This window comes from Terrirubrum flagellatum, from assembly GCF_022059845.1.
Lineage (GTDB): Bacteria > Pseudomonadota > Alphaproteobacteria > Rhizobiales > Beijerinckiaceae > Terrirubrum > Terrirubrum flagellatum.
This window is the reverse complement of sequence record NZ_CP091851.1, coordinates 1458393-1479689: the sequence shown is the minus strand read 5'-3', so window position 1 is coordinate 1479689 and position 21297 is coordinate 1458393. Positions and strand designations below refer to the sequence as shown.

Below are 21297 nucleotides of genomic sequence, written 5' to 3'. Positions count from 1 at the left end.
CCTCCAAAACTATCCCCCGAGAAACAGGCGGCGAATATCCGGATCTTCCGCGAGCGCCCTGCCCGCGCCTTCGCGCGCCACCGCGCCATTGACGAGGACGTAACCGCGCGTCGAGGCGTTGAGCGCTTCAAGCGCGTTCTGCTCCACCATGAGCACGGATGCGCCAGTGGCGGGCAAGCCGGCGATGATGTCGAAGATTTCGTCCGCCGCCTTCGGCGAGAGGCCAGCCGTCGGCTCGTCCAGCATCAGCAGCGAAGGCCGCGTCATCAGCCCCATCGCCATTGCAAGAATTTGCCGCTGGCCGCCGGAGAGAGTGCGCGCGAGCTGGCGGCGCTTTTCCGCCAGCATGGGAAAACGCGTCATCAATTCTTCGGCCCGCGCTTTCGCCTCGCGCGGCGCGGTGAAAGCGCCCATCAACAGATTTTCATAGACGCCGAGCGTCGCGAACACGTTGCGCTCCTGCGGCACGAGCGACAGTCCGGTGCCGACGCGTTGCAATGGCGCTGCGCGCGTGAGATCGGCGGTGGCGTAGGTCACGCTCCCCTCGCGCGGCAGCAGAAGACCGGCGATGGTCTTCATCAACGTTGACTTGCCCGCGCCGTTCGGGCCGATGAGCGACACGATTTCGCCGGGCGCCACCGAAATGCTCGCGCCCTTCAGCACCATCTCGGCCGCGCCATAGCCGGCGACGACGTTTTCAACGACGAGCGCGCTCATCGCCGCCGCCCGAGATAGGCGTCCTGCACATCAGGATTCGCCGCGATCTCAGCAAACGCGCCTTCAGCCAACTTGCGGCCTTCCGCCATGACATAGACCTTGTCGCAGAGCCGCGCGACGAGGCCCATATCGTGCTCGATCAGAGCGATGGTGACGCCGTCGGCCCGGATCGATTGCAGATGCTCGGCGATGGCGCCCGCAAGCGTTGGATTGACGCCGGCCATGGGCTCGTCGAGCAGGATCAGTTTCGGCTCCGCCATCAGTGCGCGCCCGATTTCGAGCAGCTTCTTCTGGCCGCCGGAGAGCGCGGTGACGGGATTGGCGAGCACCGCATCGAGCTTCAATCGACGGGCCAGCGTGAGCGCTTTGTCGGAAAGCTCGCTCTCGCGCCGCCGCGCGTCCGTCGATCCGAAGAGACCGGCCGCGAACCGCTCGCCCGGCTGCGCGGGACCATAGAGCATGAGATGATCGAAGACAGTGAGCTTGGGAAAGCCGCGCGCGAGCTGGAACGTGCGCACGAGGCCTGCGGCGACAAGCGCGTCCGGCGCATGTCCGGTGATGTCGGCGCCTGCGAAACGCACCTCGCCTGCGTCAGGCTTCATCAAACCTGAGACGACATTGAACAAGGTGCTCTTGCCCGCGCCATTCGGCCCGATGAGCCCGGTGATCGTGCCCTGCGCGATGGCGATATCGGCACCGTTCAGCGCCTTCAGCCCGCCGAACCGCCGCGACAGATTCGCAATCTCAAGAAGCGGCGACTGGCCCTGCATACGCCCGGACTGTTGGAGGGGAGCTGAAGCCGTCTGGTCAAGCCGGCGCCGGCCTTGTTAACGTGGAGAATATCTTTCCCGTGACGCGCCGCAACAGAGAGTTCGATGAGCCTGACGCTGTTCCAGAATTTCAAACTTCTCGATCCGCATGTCGCTGATGAGACCGTCGAAGGCTATCAGCTCCTCGTCGAGGACGGCCGCGTGAAGGAGCTGTCGGACAAGCCGATCAAAGCGTCGACTGCGCGTTCGATCAATTGCGGCGGCCGCACGCTGATGCCGGGCCTGATCGACTGCCATGTCCATGTCATCGCGGTGATGGTCAATATCGGCCAGAACGCGCAGCTTCCCGACGCGACAGTCGCCTATCGCGCCGCGCGCGTGATGAAGGGCATGCTCGATCGCGGCTTCACCACCGTGCGCGATCTCGGCGGCGCCACCTATCCCCTCGTCGAAGCGCAGGAGCAGGGGCTGATCGAGGCGCCGCGCCTGATCATTCCCGGCAAGGCCCTGTCGCAGACCGGCGGCCATGGCGATTCACGTTCGCGCTATGACGCGCGCGACCCCGCCACATGGAATTTCAAGCTCGGCTCGCTCGGCCGCCTCGTCGACGGCGTCGCCGAAGTGCGCAAGGCATGCCGCGAGGAGCTGAAGCAAGGCGCGCATTTCATCAAGATCATGGCGAATGGCGGCGTCGCCTCGCCGAATGATCCCATTCATTTCCTCGGCTTCTCGCGCGAAGAGGTGACCGCCGCCGTCGAGGAGGCCGAGAATGCAGGCGCCTATGTCGCGGCGCATCTCTACACCGACGCTGCGATCCGTCGCGCCGTCGAATGCGGCGTCCACAGCCTCGAACATTGCAATCTGATCCAGGCGGACACGGCGAAATTCGCGGCGGAAAAAGGCGCGATCGCCTGCCCGACGCTCGTCACTTACGAATATCTCGGCGTCGAGGGGCCGCAGCTCGGCCTTGCGCCGGAATCGATCGCCAAGGTCGACACCGTGCGGATCTCCGGCATGAAGTCGCTGGAGATCATGAAGCAGGCTGGGCTGACCATGGCCTATGGCTCCGACCTGCTCGGCGAAATGCATCGCCATCAGTCGGAGGAGTTTGTCATTCGCGGCCGCGTGCTGCCGGCGATCGAGGTCATTCGCTCCGCGACCGTGCATGCGGCGAAGCTGCTGCGGCAGGAAGGCCATCTCGGCACGCTGCGCGCCGGCGCCCATGCCGACATCGTGCTCGTCGACGGCGATCCGCTGAAGGATCTCGCACTGCTGATCGGGCAGGGCAAGCATCTGGCCCTGATCATGCAAGGCGGCCGCATGCACAAGAACACGCTGAATTGAGAAATGCCTCGGCGAAAGGCTCGCTCCGTCCCCGGAGCCATGTAATGAGACCAAACTCTCCTCGTCCCCGGATTCGTGAAGCGAACGCAGTGAGCGGAATGAAGTCCGGGGTCCAGCGCAAGACCTGCGAGCGAAGCGAGTCTTCGAATCATTTTCGGAGAAGTGCGCTTTCGCGCAAGTTTTTCGCTGGTCCCCGGACACGGTTCCGTTCGACTCGTCGCCTCACTTCACCGTTCCGGGGATGAGGGGCATGACTCCCTCCAGCGACTCCCGCGCGCTCGGCCGCTTCGCGCTGAACGGCATAGCTGCGCTGACGCTCGCCTTCATCTCGCTGCCGCTGTTCTTCGTGACGTGGCTCGCCTTCTTCCGGCAGGAAATCCCCTCATTTCCGCCCGAGGGCTACACGCTGAAATGGTTCGGCGCGATCGCCGGCAATAGCAACTTCACCTCGGGCTTCGTCACCAGTCTCGAAGTGGGTGTGGCCGCAACTTTGCTCGGCCTCGCGCTCGGCGTGCCCGCAAGCCTCATCCTCGCGCGCCGCGAATTCCTCGGCCGCGCGGCGCTCAATCAGCTTCTGCTGCTGCCGCTCATCGTGCCCGGCGTGGTGATGGGAACATCGCTCTATGTCTTCCACATCGAGGTCGAGATCGCGACGGAGCTGCCGATCCTCGGCTCGATCGCCGGCCTCATCGCCGGCCATACGCTCGTCGTCATTCCCTGGACAGCGCGCCTTGTAACCGCGAGCCTTGCAGGCGCCGATCGCGCCGTCGAGGAAGCGGCGCAGAGTCTCGGGGCCGATCGTTTGACGACCTTCTTTCGCGTCACGCTGCCGACGATCCGGCCCGGTGTGGTCGCGGCGGCTCTGTTCGGATTCGTGATGTCGTTCGGCAATCTCGAAATGAGCCTGTTCCTCGTCGGTCCCGGACGCATCACGCTGCCGATCGCGATCCTTCAATATCTGGAATGGAAGATCGATCCGACCGTCGCCGCCGTCTCGGTGCTCCAGATCGCGCTGATCGGCGTGGCGATGATTGTCACCGATCGATACGTCAAACTCTCGCGCGTGGTGTAATGGCGTCGCTCTCGCTTTCAAATCTGACCAAGCGCTATGGCGATCACGCCGTGGTCAATTCGGTGTCGCTCGATGTCGCCGACGGCGAATTTCTCGTGCTGCTCGGGCCGTCCGGCTGCGGCAAGACAACGACGCTGCGCATGGTCGCCGGATTTGTTCCCCCAAGCGGAGGGACGATCACGCTCGGCGCGCGCGACGTCACCAATCTTCCGCCGTGGAAGCGCAACGCCGGCCTCGTCTTCCAGAACTATGCGCTCTTCCCTCACCTCACCGTGGCGCAGAATGTCGCGTTCGGATTGGAGATGCGGAAGGTCGCCGCCGCCGACATCGCGCCGCGCGTCGCCGAGGCGTTGCGCCTCGTCAGGCTCGCGGGCTTCGGCGAACGCTATCCGCGCCAGCTCTCCGGCGGCCAGCAGCAACGCGTGGCGCTCGCGCGCGCGCTCGTCATCAGGCCGGACGTGCTACTGCTCGACGAGCCCCTGTCGAATCTCGACGCCAAGCTGCGCCTCGACGTGCGCGTCGAAATCCGCGCCTTGCAGCGCGAACTTGGCCTGACGACGATCATGGTCACGCACGATCAGGAAGAAGCGCTGACCATGGCCGACCGACTTGTCGTGATGTCGGATGGTGTGGTGAAGCAGGTGGGACGGCAGGCCGACCTCTATGAACGGCCGTCCAATCGCTTCGTCGCCGATTTCGTCGGCCGTTCGACCATGATCGAGGGCGAGATGGAGTCGTCCGGCCGGTTCCGCACGCGCGGCGGCCTCGCGCTGCGCTGCGCCGAAGGCCCGGCCGGCCCCGCGACTTTGGCGCTCAGACCCGAACGGCTCACCATCGGCCCGGCTGCCGCCAGCCTTGACAACGCGATCGAAGGGGCGGTCACCTTCGTTTCCTATCTCGGCGCGATGCTCGACGTGCATGTGAAGCTCAACGAGCGGGACCATGTCATCGTGCAGACGCCGAACCGGCGCGACAGCGCGCCGCCTGAAATCGGCGAACGCGTCATGGTGGGATGGCCGGCGGACGCCGGCATGATCTTCGCAGAAAGCAACGTCTGAATTTTCGCAGCATCAAGGGGAGAGTGCGATATGTCTCGGGACGAGAAGAAATCATTTGATCGGCGCGATGCGCTGAAGACTCTCGGCGCCACAGCCGGCGCGTCGCTGTTGCCGTCGGCGGTGATCACGCCTGCGCGCGCGCAGGGCGCAGGCCGCGTCGTCGTCGGCACATGGGGCGGCGACTATGCCCGCCTGCTGACCAAGAATGTCGAGGAGCCGTTCCTCAAACCGAAGGGCTACGAGGTGGTGCAGGATCAGGCGTCGGACGCGCCGCGCCGCGCCAAGATGGTGGCGGAGAAGCGCCTGCCGCGCGGCACGACCGATATTCAGGGCCTGTCCGCCGCGCAGATGTTCGAGATGAACGAAGCCGGGATCGCCGAGACGATCGATTATTCCAAGCTCAAGAACGCCGGCAGCATCATCCCGCTGATGAAATATCCCTTCGGCGTCGGCCATATCCTGTCGGGCAAGGTGGTCGTCTACAATCCCTCGATGATCAAGCCGGCGCCGACCTCCTACAAGGACGCGTTCGATCCGAAATACGGAAACAAGCTCGGCTTCATCGACATCCAGTATCAGTATGTGATGCTCGCCGCGGGCTTCGCCGCAGCCGGCGACATGACGGCGCTGGAGAAGGGCAAGGAGCTGCTGCTCGCCGCGAAGAAAGGCGGCGCGCGTCTCTATCCCACCAACGAAGCCTTCGCGCAGGGCCTCAAGACCGAGGAGATCGGCATCGGCCTGATGTGGAAGGCGCGCGCGGTGCAGTGGCAGAACGCCGGCATCAATTGCGACTCGATCGCGCCGTCCGAAGGCATCATGGCCTATATCTCCGGCTTCATGATTCCGAAGAATGCGCCGAACAAGGCCGGCGCCTACGCCTATATGGATGCGATGCTTGAAAAGGGCGCGCAGGAGAATTTCGCTGTCGATATGGGCTACGCGCCAACCGTCACCAACGCGGCTGTCGCGGCCGATCTCATGAAGCGCATCGGCTTCACCGATGAAGAACAGAAGCGCATGAAGGATCTCGACTACGATTTCCTCGCCAAGAACGACGCGGCGATGAAGGAGTGGTGGGACAAGGTGTTCAAGGCCTGATTCAGATATGGCTGCTGTCGCCGAACGCTCGGTCGGGGAACCGGGAAATCTCACCGCGGCGGGACTTCTCGTTCCCGCCGCGCTCTTTGTCGCGGTCGGGCTTCTCGTCCCGATCGCGATCCTGTTCCGCTACAGCCTGAACGCGTTCGTGCCGGGCAAATTGATGGTCGATGCGCTGACCATCGAGAACTACGTCAAATTCTTCACCGACCCCTTCTATCTCGCCGTTCTCTGGCGCACGATCCGCGTGTCGGTCGTATGTACGGCGATCTGTCTGCTGTTCGGCTTTCCCCTCGCCTATGTCGTGGCGCGCACGCAGTCGCGCTTCAAGAATCTGCTGATCATGTCGATCGTGCTGCCGCTCTTTGTCGGCAACGCCGTGCGCTCCGCCGGCTGGATGGTGGCGTTCGGATCGAAGGGGTTCGTCAACGCCTCGCTGATGGGGATCGGCCTCATCTCGACGCCGATCGAGATCATGTACACCGAGACCGCCGTAGTGATCGGCATCATCGCGGTCAATTTGCCCTTCATGGTGCTGACGCTGCAGAGCGTGATCGAGGGCATCGATCGCAATGTCGAGGAGGCCGCTTTCAGCCTCGGCGCGCCGCCGATGAAGATGGCGGCGCGTGTGCTCTTTCCGCTCGCCATGCCGGGCATTGTCGCCGGCGTCATCCTGACCTTCATCCTCGCCATGAACGCCTATGCGACGCCGGTGCTGCTTGGCGGGCCGAAATTCCAGACCATGGGGCCGCTCGTCTTCTCGACCTTCGCCGGGCAGAACAACTGGCCTTTCGGCGGCGCCGTGTCCTTCATCCTGATGATCGCGACGATCATCCTGACGGTGGCCGCGAGCGTCGCGGTGCAGCGGCGCTACCGCTGAGCGGCGAGCCTTGCCAGCCCCGGAGCGACGTCCTAGGGACCGCGCTCCCGAAGCCCCGGAACCCGCATGAAGCCTGACGTCGCCGCGCTGAAAGCCTCGTTTGAACAGGCGACCGCGACCATCGGCGTCATCGGGCTTGGCTATGTCGGCATTCCCCTGGCGCTTGCCGCCGCGCGCAGGGGTTTTCGCGTGATCGGCTTCGACATCAACGCCGCGCGCGTCGCCGAGCTCAATCGCGGCGAAAGCTTCATGAAACATATCGACGGCGCGCTGGTGAAGGACGTGCTTGCCAGCGGCCGCTTCGAGGCGACAGCGGACTTCACGCGGCTCTCGGAGCCGGACGCGATCCTCGTCGCGGTGCCGACGCCGCTGACGCGTTTCCGTGAGCCTGATCTCTCCTATGTCGAGAAAACGAGCGACGCGATCGCGGCGACGCTGCGGCCGGGCCAGTTGATCGTGCTGGAATCCACGACCTATCCCGGCACCACCGACGAACTTGTGCGCCCGATCCTCGAGCGCGGTGGGTTGAAGAGCGGCGTCGATTTCTTCCTCGCCTATTCGCCGGAGCGCGAGGACCCCGGCAATCCGAATTTTCAGACCGCGACGATCCCGAAAGTCGTCGGCGGCGATGGCGCGGACGCGCTGGCGCTCGCGGACGCGCTCTACGCGCAGATCGTGGTGAAGACCGTGCCGGTGTCATCCACGCGCACGGCGGAAGCGGTGAAGCTCACCGAGAACATTTTCCGCGCCGTCAACATCGCGCTCGTGAATGAGTTGAAGGTCGTCTATGGCGCGATGGGCGTCGATATCTGGGATGTGATCAACGCCGCGAGCACGAAGCCCTTCGGCTTCATGCCCTTCTATCCCGGCCCCGGCCTTGGCGGGCACTGCATCCCGATCGATCCGTTCTACCTCACCTGGAAGGCGCGCGAATACGATATCGACACGCGCTTCATCGAGCTCGCGGGCCAGATCAACACGCGCATGCCCTATCTCGTGGTCGATCGCCTCGCCGAGGCGCTCGACCGCGTGCGCGGCCGAACCTTGAGCGGGGCGCGCATCCTCGTGCTCGGAATCGCCTACAAGAAGAATGTCGAGGACATCCGCGAAAGCCCGTCGATCAAGCTGATCGAACTGATCGAGGCGCGCGGCGCGCAAGCTGACTATCACGATCCCTTTGTCGCGGTGATCCCGCTAACGCGCGAGCATGCGGCGCTGGCCGGGCGCCGCTCGGCCTCCATCGCCGGCGACGCGGCTGCAGCCTATGACGCCGTGCTGATAGCGACCGACCATGACGCAGTCGACTACGCCGCCATCGCGGCCCAGGCGCCGCTGATGGTCGACACGCGCAATGTCTGCGCACGGCTCGGGATCGCCGCCCCCCACATCGTCAAGGCCTGAGCCCGCCAGCGCGGGACCAGCCATCCCGGCAGCCCGGGACAGCCGGCCCTTTGGCCTTGCAAAAGCCCCCGACCGCGGCCATACACGCCGGCGCCGGCCAAGCCGGCGACGGAGACGTGGCCGAGAGGCTGAAGGCACTCGTTTGCTAAATGAGCATACCCCAAAAGGGTATCGAGGGTTCGAATCCCTCCGTCTCCGCCAACAAAGTTTGCAAGCGCTTGAAAATATTTCATTTTCCAACCGCCAGCGTCAATCGTCGCCCTTCTTGATGCGACGCCACTGGCTGCGACAGCCTTGCTTCCGCTATTCCGATGATATCCGTTCTCAAAAACATCGTGGCTGGACGCAGGCGCGTGAACCAAAGCTCTCAACGAGGTCGCACCTAATAATTTGCAGACAACTCGGCATCCCGGCTGGCACGAAAGCGCTCTTGCGGCTGCCGCCAACAACTGGGTCCATAGCGGACGCATTCTAATTTTGCGCGCGTCCAGCTTCGCACCAGAACCGTGTTCTCACTCTGGGTTGGCGTTGAAAGAGGTCGGCGGCGAGCTCGCAGTTCTCGCGATTATACTCGCCGGACTCGGCTGCATCGAACGTTGCGACATGAACGCGTCGAACGCCTTCGATAAGCGAACTACGATAGAGCGTGTACACGTCAGCGGCCGAAGCTTCCGACATCATGAGCGCAATCACCGAAGACCACGCCAGCAGCTCATTGATCATCCTGGAAGACGTCATCCGCTCAGAACAGCAGAAAATCGCTCGTGCCGAACGTGTTGACGCCATTGATTGTGGCGAGCGCGAGAGCCGACGAGGCGCCGCCAGCTGCTCCGATTCCATCCCAGTAAAGATGCGAAGTCGACGTCTCGAATATGAAGGCGGCGGCGTGGCCGGGCGTCGCCGCCAATGATGAGACAACCAGCAACTGTGACGATGCGAGACCAGCCCCGCCAACAAGGCCTCCGCCGAAGTTGGATGCGGAAATGGCGATCCGGTCCTGCCCTCGAACGAAATCTCCGATTCCGTCGCCAGAACCGCCGCCGTCGGTGACGAACTCGTAGATGAACAGATCGTTGCCCGCGCCGCCATTCATGAAATCGGCGCCGCCGCGGCCCGTGAGTTCATCTCCTCCGCCTTGACCGTTCAGCACGTTGTTGGCGCCGTCACCCCTGATCCGGTCCCAGCCGCTGCTCCCGACGACGTTCTCGATGCCGACATAGGTGTCGCCAGCCGCCTCGCCCGTGTTCTGATTGCTGTACGCGAGATCGATGATCAACGGGCCTCCCGAAACGGGGACGTTGTACCAGACGGTGTCAATTCCAGATCCGCCAAAAATGAAGTCACCGCCGCCGCGTCCCTCGAAATGATCGTCGCCTGATCCCCCGTAAAGCTCGTTGTTACCGCCGTCGCCGCGCAGAACGTTTTGCCAATTAGCGGCGCCGCGGATATTCTCGATCGAATTGAAGACGTCGCCGGCGGCTTGCTGCGTATTCACCGAAGGGTTGCCGAGATCAACGACGAGTTGGCCCCCGGACGTCGGGTTGGAATACCAGACGGTGTCGACGCCCAAGCCGCCGGAGAAGAAATCACCTCCGCCGCGTCCCTCAAAGTGGTCATTGTCCGAGCCTCCATAGAGCTCGTTATTGCCGTTGTCGCCGCGCAGAACGTTCTGCCATTTGGCGGCGCCACGAATGTTCTCGATCGAATTGAAAAAATCACCGGCTGCGTCTTGCGTATTTGCGGAAGGATTGAGGAAATCGACCACGAGCGCGCCACCGGAGGTCGGATTCGCGTACCAGACCGTATCGACGCCGAGACTGCCCCAGAAGGTGTCCCCGCCGCCTCGGCCTTCGAATTGATCATTGTCAGATCCGCCGCCCAATTCATTGCCGCCGCTGTCGCCGCGGATGACGTTCTGCCAATTCGGAGCGCCAACAACATTCTCGATGGATATGTAGGTGTCGCCGTACGCATCGCCATTGTTGGCGCCGGGATTGGCAAGATCGACGACGAGAGCGCCACCCGCTCCGGGATTGTCATAGGCGGCGGTGTCCAGGCCCGCGCCCCCGTCGAGCGTGTCGCCGCCCGCGCCGCCTTTCAGCATGTCGTTGCCGCCGTCGCCCCGAATTGTGTCGTTGCCGGATGTGCCGGTGACATTGTCGTCGCCACCATAGGCGTTCCAGACGCCGGTCAGCGGTAAAGTCACGGTGTCCGAGCCCTCGGTCATGAGCGACACATACGTGAATGCGTTTGAGACGACGTTGTTGCTTTCGTTGGACTCGCCAACCACGTTGTCTACGTCAGTGATGAGGCCGATATAACGCGTGCCGTTTGCAAAGCCGGCCGGAACGCTGACGCTCACAGTAACGCCGTTGGTTCCGTTCCCGGCCACGCCATTAGGGAAAGCAATCGGGTTCGCGTAGAAATCCGACGTGTTGACGACTGAGTCACTGGAAAAGAAGACGCCCGCGTTAAAGCCGCCAGCATTCCCGGAGGTCGCGTTGGAGACGGAAACGTTCAACGAGATCGTCAAACCAGAATAGAGCGTCGAGAATGGCAGCGAGAAGTTGTTTGGCGTTAAATCGGAGGGTATCGCGGGAAAGCCATAGAGGTAATGGATGCCGTCGAAGTCGGACTGCTGGAGGTCCGTAATGCTTGCCGATGCATATGTATGCATGATCGCCGGCTCGGCATCGTAGTGATCGAGGCCGAGGGCGTGACCAATCTCATGCAAAGCCACCGAAAAGAGAGTGACGCCGTTCGACAACACATAGTCTGTCGATGTCGCGCTATAGGACTCGCCTTCGTCGAACCTGATCACCACGCCGGACTGGAATGATCCGCCGCTGCTGAAATAACCTGTTTGCGCAAGCGTCCCGAAGCCGCCATCGAAAACCCCAAACCCGACTCGGATATCGACCGTCGATGCATCAGCGACTTCGACGAAATTGATAGGAGAAGCTGAGTCCCAGCGCGCGAAAGCCTGCCGCACTTCGTTCTGAAAAAATGAATCCCCAATACTATGAGAGAAAGTGCCGTACTGATTGGAATAATTGGCCGTCGCAAAGCTATAAGTTAACGCCAAATGGTTCCAAGTGGGTCCTTCCAAAACAAAACCGGCCATGAAAATCTCCGCTACGTCAGAGGCGTCCCGGTGAACTCGGCCCCACGATGCCGCGCCGTTGGAGGGAAAAATGAGCAAAAATAGTAACTTGATTACTAATATGGGGGAATAGAGAGAGCAAGAGCGAGCCCGATTGAGGCGATACCGCCGTTCGGGACTCACGGGTCCAAGGCGGAACGCCTGCGGCGCTCGCCCGCCTCGCCCGGTCCGATCTGCTCGGGCCCTGGGACAGGAAAACGAGCAGCGGCGGCCTGCGCCGTCGTCTCCAAGTCAGGCTTGGCGTTGCCGGCGCGCAAAACCGAGCGAAGGTCGGACTAGCCGACTTCGTCGGCAATCCGCGCGCAACTACGGCAAGACGGCGCTCCCTGAAGGCTTGGTCGGATCACCTTGCCGGACCGCGGGTGCGGGTCCATGCGTTTTGATCAACTTTTCCGGCTTCGTCAGAGCTCGTTTTTCCATCGTATCGGGCGCGCTCGGCTCCCGTCCAATGGCAGGCCTCCCAGAGCTCGATGAGATGCGGTGGCAAACGCCAGTCCGGCGGAGAATTTCGAAGCATCGTATCCGATTGCTTCATTAGACGGGGATACAGGAGGCCAGATCCAACTCTCGGCCGTAATAGGGCTGGACAGGGCGCTTCGGGATGGGCGAGCGCGGCCCCCCTGTCACGACGCCCGGCATGAGCGCCGCTTCCATAATATGGCGCAGGGTGTGCGCGCGCACCGCCCGCGCATGGCCTGTCCTGTCGGCGACGCCGCGGCCACGAAAAATCGGGCTTCCCTGCGCTGACGGCGATTTCGCCGTCGGCCATTGGAGGCAGACATGGCTACCGAGTTCGAACTTCGGATGCTCGTCTATCGCACGTTGCTATCGCCATCGGCCGCGAAAATCGATTTCGCCCTCGGCTCGATTCATGTCGACGGCGCCGGATTTGCCGGCGTCGCCGCGCTCGTCGCGCACGGCGGGATCGGAATCAAGGTCGAGAACCAGCAAACCGGCGAAGCCGCAAGCTACAACTATCCGAAAAATTCTCTCAGCTTTCCACTTGGTTATTCCGGGACGTCACCGGACGATCGCGAGGCTATCGTGCACGAATGCACGCACGCGCTTCACGATATCTGGGGCGGAGGTCGTTGGTGGTCGGAACGCGGTTCGATCACAACGGCGAGAACGGAAAATGAAGCGGCGGCCTATATCGCGGGCGCCCTTTATCTGACCTACGAAGCCGGATCCCCTGTCGCAACGCCGTCGACGCTTCCTGTTATATTTCAACTGGCCTACGATATCGCCGGGAGAATCAGCGGACAAAAGAGCGCGCGGGTGGACCTTCGCGACGAGATGCGACTGCGCCAGGCGATCGCGAACGACCCCGTCTATCAGAAAAGAGGCGTAAAGCTCTGGAGCCTGACGGTCGCCGACGGCATCTGAGTTTGCGGCCGGTTCGTGTCATGCGCAGGGCGAAACTCGACGAGGACGGCGGCGTCGCGACCTCTACGCCGTCGTCCCGATGTCAGGCCCATGTCAGGCTTGGCGTTGCCGGCGCCCAAAACCGAGCGAAGATCGGCCGGGATGTCAGGCTCGCCGTGCGCACGCGCACCGGCCGCGCATGGCCTGTTCCCTCGGCGACGCCGCGACCACGAAAAGTCGGGCTTCCCTACGCTGACGGCGATTTCGCCGTCGGCCATTGGAGGCAGACATGGCTACCGTTTCCGAGCTTCGAACGCTCGTCTACAACACGCTGGTTTCGCCATCGGCCAACAAGATCGACTTCACCCTCGGCTCGATTCATGTCGACGGCGCCGGATTTGCCGGCGTCGCCGCGCTCGTCGCAACCGGCGGGATCGGAATAAAGGTCGGGAAACAGCAAGCCGGCGCAAGTGCAAGCTACGTCAATCCGAAGAATACTCTCAGCTTTCCGCCCGATTATTCCGGAGCATTGCCGCGCGTTCGCAAGGACATCGTGCATGAATGCACGCACGCGCTTCACGACATCTGGGGCGGGGGTCGCTGGTGGTCGGAGCGCGGCTCGGCGATCACGACGGGCACGGAAAATGAAGCGGCCGCCTATATCGCAGGCAGCCTCTATGTGACCTACGAAGCCGGATTCCCCGTCAAGTCGTTGTCGGATGATCCTATATTTCAACTGGCGTACGATATCGCCGGCAGGATCAGCGGAAAAAGCGGGGCCCGGGTGGACCTTCGCGACGAAATGCAACTGCGCCAGGCGATCGCGAACGAGCCGCTCTATCAGCGAGACGGCGTAACCCTTTGGAGCCGGACGCGCGCCGACGGCATCTGAGTTCGCGCCACAAGATCACGCCGCACTTCGATTGAATCAATCAAGTGCGGGAGCGTGATCGATTCCAAAAGTTGAGAGCATGGCTCTTGCAGAGCGAACGCTCGCGTTCGTCTCGGAAAAAGCCGGCTCCTACTTTTTCGCGCCATGCTCTGAAGGGCGAAGGCAGCTTCGACGAAGCCGGCTGCGTCGTCGCCTCTACGCCGTCGTCCCCATGTCGGGCTTGGCGTTGCCGGCGCCCAATATCGAGCGAAGATCGGCCGGAATGTCAGGCTCGCCGACGATATTGTCGTGGCGGGCGGCGCCGAAATTGTTGCGGAAGCTCGCATTCAGCGAAATGATCGTCCCGTGATGCTTCCAGTGCGGATTGACCTGCGGGCTGACGACGCCGTCGCGCACCGCCTTCACCACGGTCTGGTAGGACAGGATCCATTCGCTGAGCGCCGGCGTGTAAACGCCATCGGCGACGATTTCGGCCGCGGGAGGCGTCCATTTTCCCTGCGTCCGGCTGGCGACCTTGATCAGCAGATATTGCACCAGCTTCACATCCATCGGCAGGTTGGGCTGCCCTTTGCCGACGGGCGAATCGATATTGTAAAAAGGATTGACCTTGTAAGGCACGTCTGTCCCCCGGAACAAAGCACACTCGCCTCTGTGCGATCAGCCCTCTACGCCAATTTCGTATCTTGAATTGGCTTGAGGCTCGGGAACAACCGTCACGAACCGCCGCAGCAGTTGAACAGATGCGCTCCATCGCATGACGCGGCGTTTCGCTTGTCTGATTGGGGTTCGCTGTGCGCCGGCGCACGAGCCGCGCGAGATCAATCAACGCGCCGCACGGCAGGGATAGGCGCCTCGCGGCCCAATTTGGGCGCGCCTGTGCGGCGGCGGACATGCGCCGCCGCCGTCGAATTTCGATGTCGGGAGACCTGTTCGCCTAGGCCGCGATATCCTCGATCATGATCGGAAACCGTCGCGGCCTGACGCCCGTCGCGTGCCAGACCGCATTGGCGATCGCGCCCGCGGTGCCGGTGATGCCGATCTCGCCGACGCCCTTGACGCCAAGCGCGTTCACATGCGGATCGATCTCGTCGATCAGCACGGCGTCGAGCGAAGGAATGTCGGCGTTCACAGGCACATGATAGTCGGCGAGATTGGCGTTCATGATGCGGCCCGAGCGGCGATCGAGAATCGCATGCTCATGGAGCGCAAATGAAACGCCCCAGATCATGCCGCCATAATACTGGCTGCGCACCAGTCGCGGATTGATCACGCGCCCCGCCGCGAAGGCGCCGACGACGCGCGTGGCGCGAACCTGACCGAGATCGGGATCGACCTTCACCTCGGCGAAAACGGCGCCATGAGCATGCATCGCGTAATTCGCCTGCGCCGCGGGATCGGCGGCGCTGCCGCCGCGGCCCTCGATCTCGGCAAGCCCGGCGCGATTGAGAATATCGGCGTAGGATTCGCTCCGGCTTTCATCATCGCGACGATGCAACCGGCCATTGCGCGCGATCACGCCGGCGTTGCCGGCGCCGAAAAGCGGCGAACGTTGATCTTCGGTCGCGAGCGCAGCGAGTTTGGCGATCACGTCGGCGCCGGCATTGTGGATCGCCATGCCCGCGGTCGCGGTGTGGGCGGAGCCGCCGGCGATTCCGGCGTCCGGCAGATCAGAGCTTCCTGCCCTGAACTCGACCTCATCGAGATCAAGCCCCAGCCCATCGGCTGCGATTTGCGCCAGCGCCGTCCACGCGCCCTGCCCCATGTCATGGGCGCCGCACTCCATCACTCCGCGCCCGTCATTGCGGACTACCGCCCGCGCCTGCGCCTGGAACATCAGCGCGGGGAATGTCGCGGTGCCCATGCCCCATCCAACGAGGAAGCCTGCCTCGTCGCGCATCTGTCGTGGCTGCAGCGGCCGCTTCGACCAGCCGAAGCGTTCGGCGCCTTGCGCATAGCATTCGCGCAGCGCTTTCGAGGAGAAGGGCTTGCCGGAGATCGGCTCGACCTCGGCGTAGTTCTTCAGGCGAAATGCGAGCGGGTCCATGCCGCACGCCCATGCGGCTTCATCAATGGCGCTTTCCAGCGCGATCGATCCCGTCGCTTCGCCAGGCGCGCGCATGAACAACGGCGTGCCGATATCGAGACGCACCGCTTCATGAGAGGTCGCAATCGCGGGGCTTGCATAGAGCGTGTGGGAGGCGTCGGCGGCGGGCTCGAAGAAATCATCGAACGTGCTCGACGAGGTCCTGGCGCGATGAGAAAGCGCCGTCAGCGCGCCGTCTTTCGCAACGCCGATGCGCAACCGCTGCCGCGTCGGCGCGCGATGCCCCACCGGACCATACATCTGCTCGCGACGCATCACGAGCTTCACCGGCCTACCGGCCATGCGCGCGGCCATGACGCCGAGAATCTGCGGCCCCGCGATCAAGCCCTTCGAGCCGAAGCCGCCGCCGAGAAACGGGCTGCGAATATGGATATTCTCCGGCGAAATGCCAAAGAGGCCCGCGAGCCGCCCCTGCGCCATGGCGAGGCCCTGGCTCGGCGTGTCGATCGACAGTTTATCGCCATCCCACGCCGCGACGATCGCATGCGGCTCCATGGCGTTGTGATATTGCATCGGCGTTTCATAGGTCGCGTCGATGCGATGATCCGCAGACGCGAGACCAGCGTCAACGTCGCCATGTTCGACTTCCGCCGGATTACCGACGCCGACGGCCTTGGGAACGAAGCTTTCATTGGCGTCGAGATCGGCGCGGGCGGGCTCGGTCTCGTAACGCGGCGACAACAGCGCCGCGCCTTCCGTCGCAGCCTCCAGCGTCTTCGCGATCACGACAGCGATAGGCTGATTGACGTAGCGCACCCTGTCGTTCTGCAGGAGATCGAGCCGGAACATGAAGGGATTCGTCTTCGCGTCCGGATCCATGGCGAGCGCAGGCTTGTTCGCCGGAGTCATGACGTTCACGACGCCGGGATGTTTCTTCGCGGCGTCGACATCGAGAGAGGTCACGCGCCCGCGCGCGACGCTGCTGACCGCCATGACGGCGTAGAGCATGCCGGGCGGATGATTGTCCGCGGCGTAACGCGCGGCGCCCGTCACTTTCAGCACGCCGTCGCGGCGCGTCAGCGGCTGGCCGATATTCGACCCGTGCCGCCTATGCGCGGGGTCTCGCGAGAGATTCTCAACGGTCATGAACGGACGCCTGCATTCGAGAAGGGTGAACCCGGCAAAGCGGGAATGCGCGCCGGCGTTCCCGCCATGGCGAGCGTGAGCGCGCGAACGACGATGCCGCGCGCCAGTTCGATCTTGAAGGCGTTGTCGCCTGACGGTTTGGCGTTGGCGAGCGCAGCTTCAGCCGCGGCTCGAAAAGCCTGATCTCCCGCCTTGGCGCCCGCAAGCACGGCCTCCGCCTCGCGCGCCCGCCACGGCTTCGCAGCGACGCCGCCGAGCGCCACGCGCGCCTCTCGGATGACGCCGCCTTCGATCCGAAGCGCGGCCGCCGCAGACACGACGGCGAAGGCGTAAGAGGTGCGCTCGCGCAATTTGAGATAGCGCGCATGGGCGGCGAAGCGTGCAGCTTCCGCCGGCAGGCGCACCGCGACGATCAGATCGCCTGTTTCGAGCGCGCTTTCCCGCTCGGGCGCATCGCCGGGAAGGCGATGGAGATCGTCGATCGAAATCTCGCGGCGGCCCTTCGCGCCTTCGATCTCGACCACGGCGTCAAGCGCGACCAGCGGAACGCAGAAATCAGAGGGATGCGTGGCGATGCAGGATGGGCTCCAGCCAAGCACAGCATGCAGGCGGTTTTCGCCGCCGCGCGCGTCGCAGCCGGAACCCGGCTCGCGCTTGTTGCAGGCGCTGGCGACGTCATAGAAATAGGGACAACGCGTCCGCTGCAGCAGATTGCCGCCAACGGTCGCGGCGTTGCGCAACTGCGCCGACGCGCCTGACAGAAGCGCCTCTGCGACAGCGGGAAAAGCGCGCGCGAATTCCGCATCATGGGCGAGATCGGCGTTGCGAACGCCAGCGCCGATGCGCACGCTTCCATCGGAAAGACGCTCGACGCGATCGAGCCCCGGCAGATGTGAGATATCGACGAGACGTTCGGGCTGGCTGATCCTGCCCTTCATCAGATCGATGAGGTTGGTGCCGGCGGCGAGATACGCCGCGCCCGGCTTTGCTGCGGCCGCGATCGCGTCGGCGACGCTGACCGGCCTGACATAGTCGAAATTATTCACGCAGCCTTCCTCCGATTTGCGTCGGCGACAGCTTTAGTCGCTTCGAGCACCGCTTCCGTGATGCCGACATAAGCGCCGCAGCGGCAGAGATTGCCGCTCATGCCCTCACGGATGCGCTCGGCGTCTTCTCCCGCCTGCCCTTCCGCGATGAGGCCGACGGCGCTCATGATCTGGCCCGGCGTGCAGAAGCCGCACTGGAAACCGTCATGGGCGATGAAGGCGGCCTGCACGGGATGAAACTCATCGCCCTTGGCGAGGCCTTCGATGGTCACGATGTCGGCGCCGTCATTGCTGATCGCAAGCGACAGGCAGGAATTGATGCGCTTTCCGTCGACCAGCACAGTGCAGGCGCCGCACTGGCCGCGATCGCAGCCCTTCTTGGTTCCCGTGAGATCAAGCCGCTCGCGTAAGAGATCGAGCAACGTCACTCTGGGATCGTCGAGTTCGACCTCTTGCCGCACGCCATTGACCGTGAGGCTGATAGAGAGATTCATTAAGATGCTCCGATCAGTGTGAGCGGCAACGTAAGACGCGCTGCGTCGCCTGGGTGCAGCGGAGATTGAGGACCTGTCGGCGCACGGATCAGACCGGTCCTGCCGGCGTTGATCGATAAGGGCTCTTCACGTCCCGGCGTCGATGGGCGTATTTATACGGAGGATGCCTCCGTTTTGCAAGGGGGTTCGTTGTAACAATTCAAATGAAAGCCCTGTCCGCAAAAATCGCGAGAAAGCCGCGCGCCGATTCCGTGCGCAACCGCGAGCGCGTGCTCGAGGCGGCGAAGATCGTCTTCAGCCGCGGCGGGCCGGACGCCAGCCTCGAAGCGGTCGCCAGACAGGCGGAGGTAGGGATCGGAACGCTTTATCGCCACTTCCCCACGCGCGAGGCGCTGTTCGAGGCGGTCTATCGCCGCGAGGTGGAGCAGCTCGGCGAACTCGCGGAGAAACTGAAGCTGGAAGCGAAACCCGTCGACGCCCTGCGCCGCTGGCTGCAATCCAACATCGAACTGGTCGCAACAAAAAAGGGCATGCTGGCGGCGCTCGCGCTCGCCGCCCACGGTTCATCGGAACTCTATGCCTACACCTTCGACCGGCTGACGAAGGCGGTGGGAACATTGCTGGAGCGCGCGATCGCCGCAGGCGAGATCCGCGCCGACATCACGCCGGAAGAGCTTCTGCGCGCGCTCGTCGGCATGTGCTACATGCACGATCAACCGGGCTGGCAGCCGCAGGTCGTTCGACTGATGAATGTTTTCGTCGACGGTCTCTGTGTGAAGCCGCGGATCAGCCGATAATGGATCGACGCCAATATGGACGTAAAGCTGCTGGCCTCGATCCGCGAGGCGTCGACTTCACGGCCTCAAGCTGACGGCAAGCTTCGGGCTGGCCGGGATATTTTCAGATTGGCGGCGACGCAGAATATTTGAAGGCCGGAGGCGATCTGGCCGCTCAACGGATTGGAGTTCGATAGATTTCCGGTCGCCGAAATCATCGCGCTCGGCGGCGGCTTTCTCTTCCCTATATTTCGCAATATCTTACGAATTGGTCCGCTCGCTGTCGACCATATTGCCGGCTCGCTTCTCACCAACGCTCGCCTCCAGGGCCAGCCCAATCGTCATCCGCTCGCTCAGCGTAAATCCTTGCGAAGCGATCGGCGATGGTGAACTATGCTCGCTGTTTTCTGAAGCATTGAACTCCCTGTTTTTTCAAATAATGCGTTTAGGAGAGCCTCATGATTCCTAAAACCACTCTGGACGGCATGGTCAGAGTCGTCGGAACTTTTCCAGAATTCGCTGGTTGCCGAATTGTTCTTTACGGCAACTCCAAATGCGCATCACTGCACGATGGCGTCGTCGCTTCGACCAACTATGCGAACGTTATGGTGATGATCGAGGAAATCAATGTCACCGACTCGGTCACGAACCTGGATACGCTGCAGTGGGCCGGCACGCCCGGCGGTTCGCCTCCCAATTCGCCAAGTCCCCTGGTTATCACCAACAAGAGCCGATTGGGGGCGGAGTTTACTGGCATGGGCATTTCCTGCGGCCTCACAATCGTCTCCGCGGGGCTGTTGCTTGCTGGAGGAGCGCTCACCGTGCCGAGCGGCGGCGCTGGAATCGCCTTGTTTGTTGCGGGTTGGGTTGGCCTTGCGGCTAATGCGGTCCAATGCGGCAACGCGATCGCGCGATATACGGAGGCGAGCGATCATCCCGATGACAACAGCTTGAGCCTGCTTGACAATGACAAAAGCTATCAGCTCGTTTCGCTGATCGTCGATGGAATAGGCGTCGTGAGCGCGATCGCTTCGTTGCCGGCCAGCGTCAAGAACTTCATGCAGCTTCTGAAGACGCAGCGCTCATGGGCCGCGCGCGGACTGACGGAGAGCGGGCTGAAGGCGATGAACCGGGCGGAGCGCGGGCAGATCGTCAGGGAACTCATCGAGGAGGCTTCAAAGACGCCGGACGGCAAGCGCGCGCTGGAAGAAGCGATCAAGGATGCGAAGCTCAACCCCAAGGCCCTGGCCGGCGGTTCAGGCGTGTCGAAGCCGGCCGCCAAGGCGTTGTTGAGGAGTGTGTCCGCAGACACCCTGAAGCGCCTCCATCTGGCGATGATTTCGGTCGGAAGTGGCGTGGCGGGTCCTGGCGTCAGCGCCCTGAAATCCGAATGGGTCGGCTCCGCAAGCGGTTCGGTAAACTGGGTGATCCACGTTCTCGACGGGACTGACTAGATCAAGCGCACGGTGAGCTGGATTCCGCTGGCGCGGACGCAGCACTACGCCGGGCTACGCCCGTAAAGCGAGCATTTGCAACCGCGTCGATTTTCAGTTCACGATAAACTCGTAGAGTTCCAACGCGTTCCTGGCGCGCCGCAATTGCGCCAGCCTGTCAGGCGCGCGCAATGTCCGCGCGACCGAAGCCAGCGCCGGAAGCTGCTCGCTCTCGGCGCTCGCAGGAAGCAGGAGCAGAAAGACGAGATCGACCGGTTCGCCATCAATCGCATCGAAATCGAGCAAGCGCTTCAGCCTGACGCAGAGCCCGAACGGTTTTTTGACGATCGCGAGCCTTGCATGGGGCAGCGCGAAGCCGCCGCCCATCCCCGTCGAACCCAGCTCCTCTCGCTTCATCAGCGTGGAGAAAATCGGCTCCTTTGGCGATGCAAGCGAACGCCCGGCCCAGGCGGACAATTCCTCGAGAAGCTGCCGCTTCGACGAGGCGCGAACATCGATCGCCGCGTCGCCAGGCGCAAGAAAATCGGAAATCTTCATCGCAGCGTCCGATGCGGCGTCAGCTCAACAAAATCGCAGA

At 63.0% G+C, this 21297-nt stretch carries 18 protein-coding genes and 1 tRNA gene; 11 read left to right on the top strand and 8 right to left on the bottom strand.

The genetic code is table 11. The features are described from left to right. Positions 1 to 9 precede the first annotated feature (9 nt). Positions 10 to 717, bottom strand: coding sequence for an ABC transporter ATP-binding protein (locus L8F45_RS07160; protein ID WP_342362191.1), 708 nt, complete (start codon positions 715 to 717; stop codon positions 10 to 12). Then, positions 714 to 1487 carry an ABC transporter ATP-binding protein gene (locus tag L8F45_RS07155; protein WP_342362190.1) on the bottom strand — a complete coding sequence of 258 codons (774 nt, stop codon included), beginning with the start codon at positions 1485 to 1487 and terminating at the stop codon, positions 714 to 716. The genes L8F45_RS07160 and L8F45_RS07155 overlap by 4 nt, the downstream gene beginning before the upstream one ends. Before the next feature lie 105 nt (positions 1488 to 1592). Here L8F45_RS07155 and L8F45_RS07150 point away from each other — a divergent pair, with 105 nt between their 5' ends. From L8F45_RS07150 to L8F45_RS07120, 7 genes are all read left to right on the top strand, one after another. Beyond that, a complete protein-coding gene (locus L8F45_RS07150) occupies positions 1593 to 2831 on the top strand; it encodes a metal-dependent hydrolase family protein (RefSeq protein ID WP_342362189.1) in 1239 nt (412 codons plus the stop codon). Between the two features lie 250 nt (positions 2832 to 3081). Then, entirely contained in the window at positions 3082 to 3903 is an 822-nt protein-coding gene (locus L8F45_RS07145; protein WP_342362188.1) for an ABC transporter permease, read from the top strand. Beyond that, positions 3903 to 4961 carry an ABC transporter ATP-binding protein gene (locus L8F45_RS07140; protein WP_342362187.1) on the top strand — a complete coding sequence of 353 codons (1059 nt, stop codon included), beginning with the start codon at positions 3903 to 3905 and terminating at the stop codon, positions 4959 to 4961. The genes L8F45_RS07145 and L8F45_RS07140 overlap by 1 nt, the downstream gene beginning before the upstream one ends. Before the next feature lie 30 nt (positions 4962 to 4991). Beyond that, on the top strand, positions 4992 to 6059 hold the full coding sequence (locus L8F45_RS07135) for an ABC transporter substrate-binding protein (RefSeq protein ID WP_342362186.1): 1068 nt from the start codon (positions 4992 to 4994) through the stop codon (positions 6057 to 6059). A gap of 7 nt (positions 6060 to 6066) precedes the next feature. Then, on the top strand, positions 6067 to 6939 hold the full coding sequence (locus tag L8F45_RS07130; protein ID WP_342362185.1) for an ABC transporter permease: 873 nt from the start codon (positions 6067 to 6069) through the stop codon (positions 6937 to 6939). Between the two features lie 66 nt (positions 6940 to 7005). Further along, on the top strand, positions 7006 to 8340 hold the full coding sequence (locus L8F45_RS07125; RefSeq protein ID WP_342362184.1) for a nucleotide sugar dehydrogenase: 1335 nt from the start codon (positions 7006 to 7008) through the stop codon (positions 8338 to 8340). A 110-nt stretch (positions 8341 to 8450) separates the two neighbouring features. Further along, positions 8451 to 8541 (top strand) — tRNA-Ser (locus tag L8F45_RS07120). A gap of 541 nt (positions 8542 to 9082) precedes the next feature. Here the strand turns inward: L8F45_RS07120 and L8F45_RS07115 are convergent. Beyond that, entirely contained in the window at positions 9083 to 11464 is a 2382-nt protein-coding gene (locus tag L8F45_RS07115) for a matrixin family metalloprotease (protein ID WP_342362183.1), read from the bottom strand. A gap of 819 nt (positions 11465 to 12283) precedes the next feature. Between L8F45_RS07115 and L8F45_RS07110 the strand changes: the two genes are divergently transcribed. Together L8F45_RS07110 and L8F45_RS07105 are read left to right on the top strand one after the other, a co-directional pair. Continuing rightward, positions 12284 to 12889, top strand: a complete 606-nt coding sequence (locus tag L8F45_RS07110) for a hypothetical protein (protein WP_342362182.1) — start codon at positions 12284 to 12286, stop codon at positions 12887 to 12889. A 268-nt stretch (positions 12890 to 13157) separates the two neighbouring features. After that, positions 13158 to 13760 (top strand): hypothetical protein, encoded by a 603-nt coding sequence (locus L8F45_RS07105; protein WP_342362181.1) that lies wholly within the window; start codon positions 13158 to 13160, stop codon positions 13758 to 13760. A 195-nt stretch (positions 13761 to 13955) separates the two neighbouring features. Here the strand turns inward: L8F45_RS07105 and L8F45_RS07100 are convergent, their stop codons facing one another. The 4 genes from L8F45_RS07100 to L8F45_RS07085 form a co-directional block, all read right to left on the bottom strand. Further along, positions 13956 to 14378: a hypothetical protein gene (locus tag L8F45_RS07100; protein ID WP_342362180.1), complete on the bottom strand. Its 423-nt coding sequence runs from the start codon at positions 14376 to 14378 to the stop codon at positions 13956 to 13958. Positions 14379 to 14694: 316 nt separating this feature from the next. Beyond that, positions 14695 to 16950: a xanthine dehydrogenase family protein molybdopterin-binding subunit gene (locus tag L8F45_RS07095; RefSeq protein ID WP_342362179.1), complete on the bottom strand. Its 2256-nt coding sequence runs from the start codon at positions 16948 to 16950 to the stop codon at positions 14695 to 14697. Continuing rightward, complete coding sequence (locus L8F45_RS07090; protein WP_342362178.1) at positions 16947 to 17996, bottom strand: FAD binding domain-containing protein; 1050 nt, start codon at positions 17994 to 17996, stop codon at positions 16947 to 16949. Before L8F45_RS07090 ends, L8F45_RS07095 begins: the two co-directional genes overlap by 4 nt. After that, entirely contained in the window at positions 17993 to 18490 is a 498-nt protein-coding gene (locus L8F45_RS07085) for a (2Fe-2S)-binding protein (RefSeq protein WP_342362177.1), read from the bottom strand. The genes L8F45_RS07090 and L8F45_RS07085 overlap by 4 nt, the downstream gene beginning before the upstream one ends. A gap of 203 nt (positions 18491 to 18693) precedes the next feature. On the opposite strand from L8F45_RS07085, the gene L8F45_RS07080 reads away from it, so the two are divergent. Beyond that, positions 18694 to 19287 (top strand): TetR/AcrR family transcriptional regulator, encoded by a 594-nt coding sequence (locus L8F45_RS07080; RefSeq protein ID WP_342362176.1) that lies wholly within the window; start codon positions 18694 to 18696, stop codon positions 19285 to 19287. A 437-nt stretch (positions 19288 to 19724) separates the two neighbouring features. Beyond that, complete coding sequence (locus L8F45_RS07075) at positions 19725 to 20720, top strand: hypothetical protein (RefSeq protein ID WP_342362175.1); 996 nt, start codon at positions 19725 to 19727, stop codon at positions 20718 to 20720. 93 nt (positions 20721 to 20813) lie between these two features. Here the strand turns inward: L8F45_RS07075 and L8F45_RS07070 are convergent, their stop codons facing one another. Further along, on the bottom strand, positions 20814 to 21257 hold the full coding sequence (locus L8F45_RS07070; protein ID WP_342362174.1) for a PTS sugar transporter subunit IIA: 444 nt from the start codon (positions 21255 to 21257) through the stop codon (positions 20814 to 20816). Positions 21258 to 21297 lie beyond the last annotated feature (40 nt).

Coding starts and splice junctions, on each gene's coding strand:
- L8F45_RS07160 (WP_342362191.1), bottom strand. CDS start 717: ATGAGCGCGCTCGTCGTTGAAAACGTCGTCGCCGGCTATGGCGCGGCC.
- L8F45_RS07155 (WP_342362190.1), bottom strand. CDS start 1,487: ATGCAGGGCCAGTCGCCGCTTCTTGAGATTGCGAATCTGTCGCGGCGG.
- L8F45_RS07150 (WP_342362189.1), top strand. CDS start 1,593: ATGAGCCTGACGCTGTTCCAGAATTTCAAACTTCTCGATCCGCATGTC.
- L8F45_RS07145 (WP_342362188.1), top strand. CDS start 3,082: ATGACTCCCTCCAGCGACTCCCGCGCGCTCGGCCGCTTCGCGCTGAAC.
- L8F45_RS07140 (WP_342362187.1), top strand. CDS start 3,903: ATGGCGTCGCTCTCGCTTTCAAATCTGACCAAGCGCTATGGCGATCAC.
- L8F45_RS07135 (WP_342362186.1), top strand. CDS start 4,992: ATGTCTCGGGACGAGAAGAAATCATTTGATCGGCGCGATGCGCTGAAG.
- L8F45_RS07130 (WP_342362185.1), top strand. CDS start 6,067: ATGGCTGCTGTCGCCGAACGCTCGGTCGGGGAACCGGGAAATCTCACC.
- L8F45_RS07125 (WP_342362184.1), top strand. CDS start 7,006: ATGAAGCCTGACGTCGCCGCGCTGAAAGCCTCGTTTGAACAGGCGACC.
- L8F45_RS07115 (WP_342362183.1), bottom strand. CDS start 11,464: ATGGCCGGTTTTGTTTTGGAAGGACCCACTTGGAACCATTTGGCGTTA.
- L8F45_RS07110 (WP_342362182.1), top strand. CDS start 12,284: ATGGCTACCGAGTTCGAACTTCGGATGCTCGTCTATCGCACGTTGCTA.
- L8F45_RS07105 (WP_342362181.1), top strand. CDS start 13,158: ATGGCTACCGTTTCCGAGCTTCGAACGCTCGTCTACAACACGCTGGTT.
- L8F45_RS07095 (WP_342362179.1), bottom strand. CDS start 16,950: ATGACCGTTGAGAATCTCTCGCGAGACCCCGCGCATAGGCGGCACGGG.
- L8F45_RS07085 (WP_342362177.1), bottom strand. CDS start 18,490: ATGAATCTCTCTATCAGCCTCACGGTCAATGGCGTGCGGCAAGAGGTC.
- L8F45_RS07080 (WP_342362176.1), top strand. CDS start 18,694: ATGAAAGCCCTGTCCGCAAAAATCGCGAGAAAGCCGCGCGCCGATTCC.
- L8F45_RS07075 (WP_342362175.1), top strand. CDS start 19,725: ATGATTCCTAAAACCACTCTGGACGGCATGGTCAGAGTCGTCGGAACT.
- L8F45_RS07070 (WP_342362174.1), bottom strand. CDS start 21,257: ATGAAGATTTCCGATTTTCTTGCGCCTGGCGACGCGGCGATCGATGTT.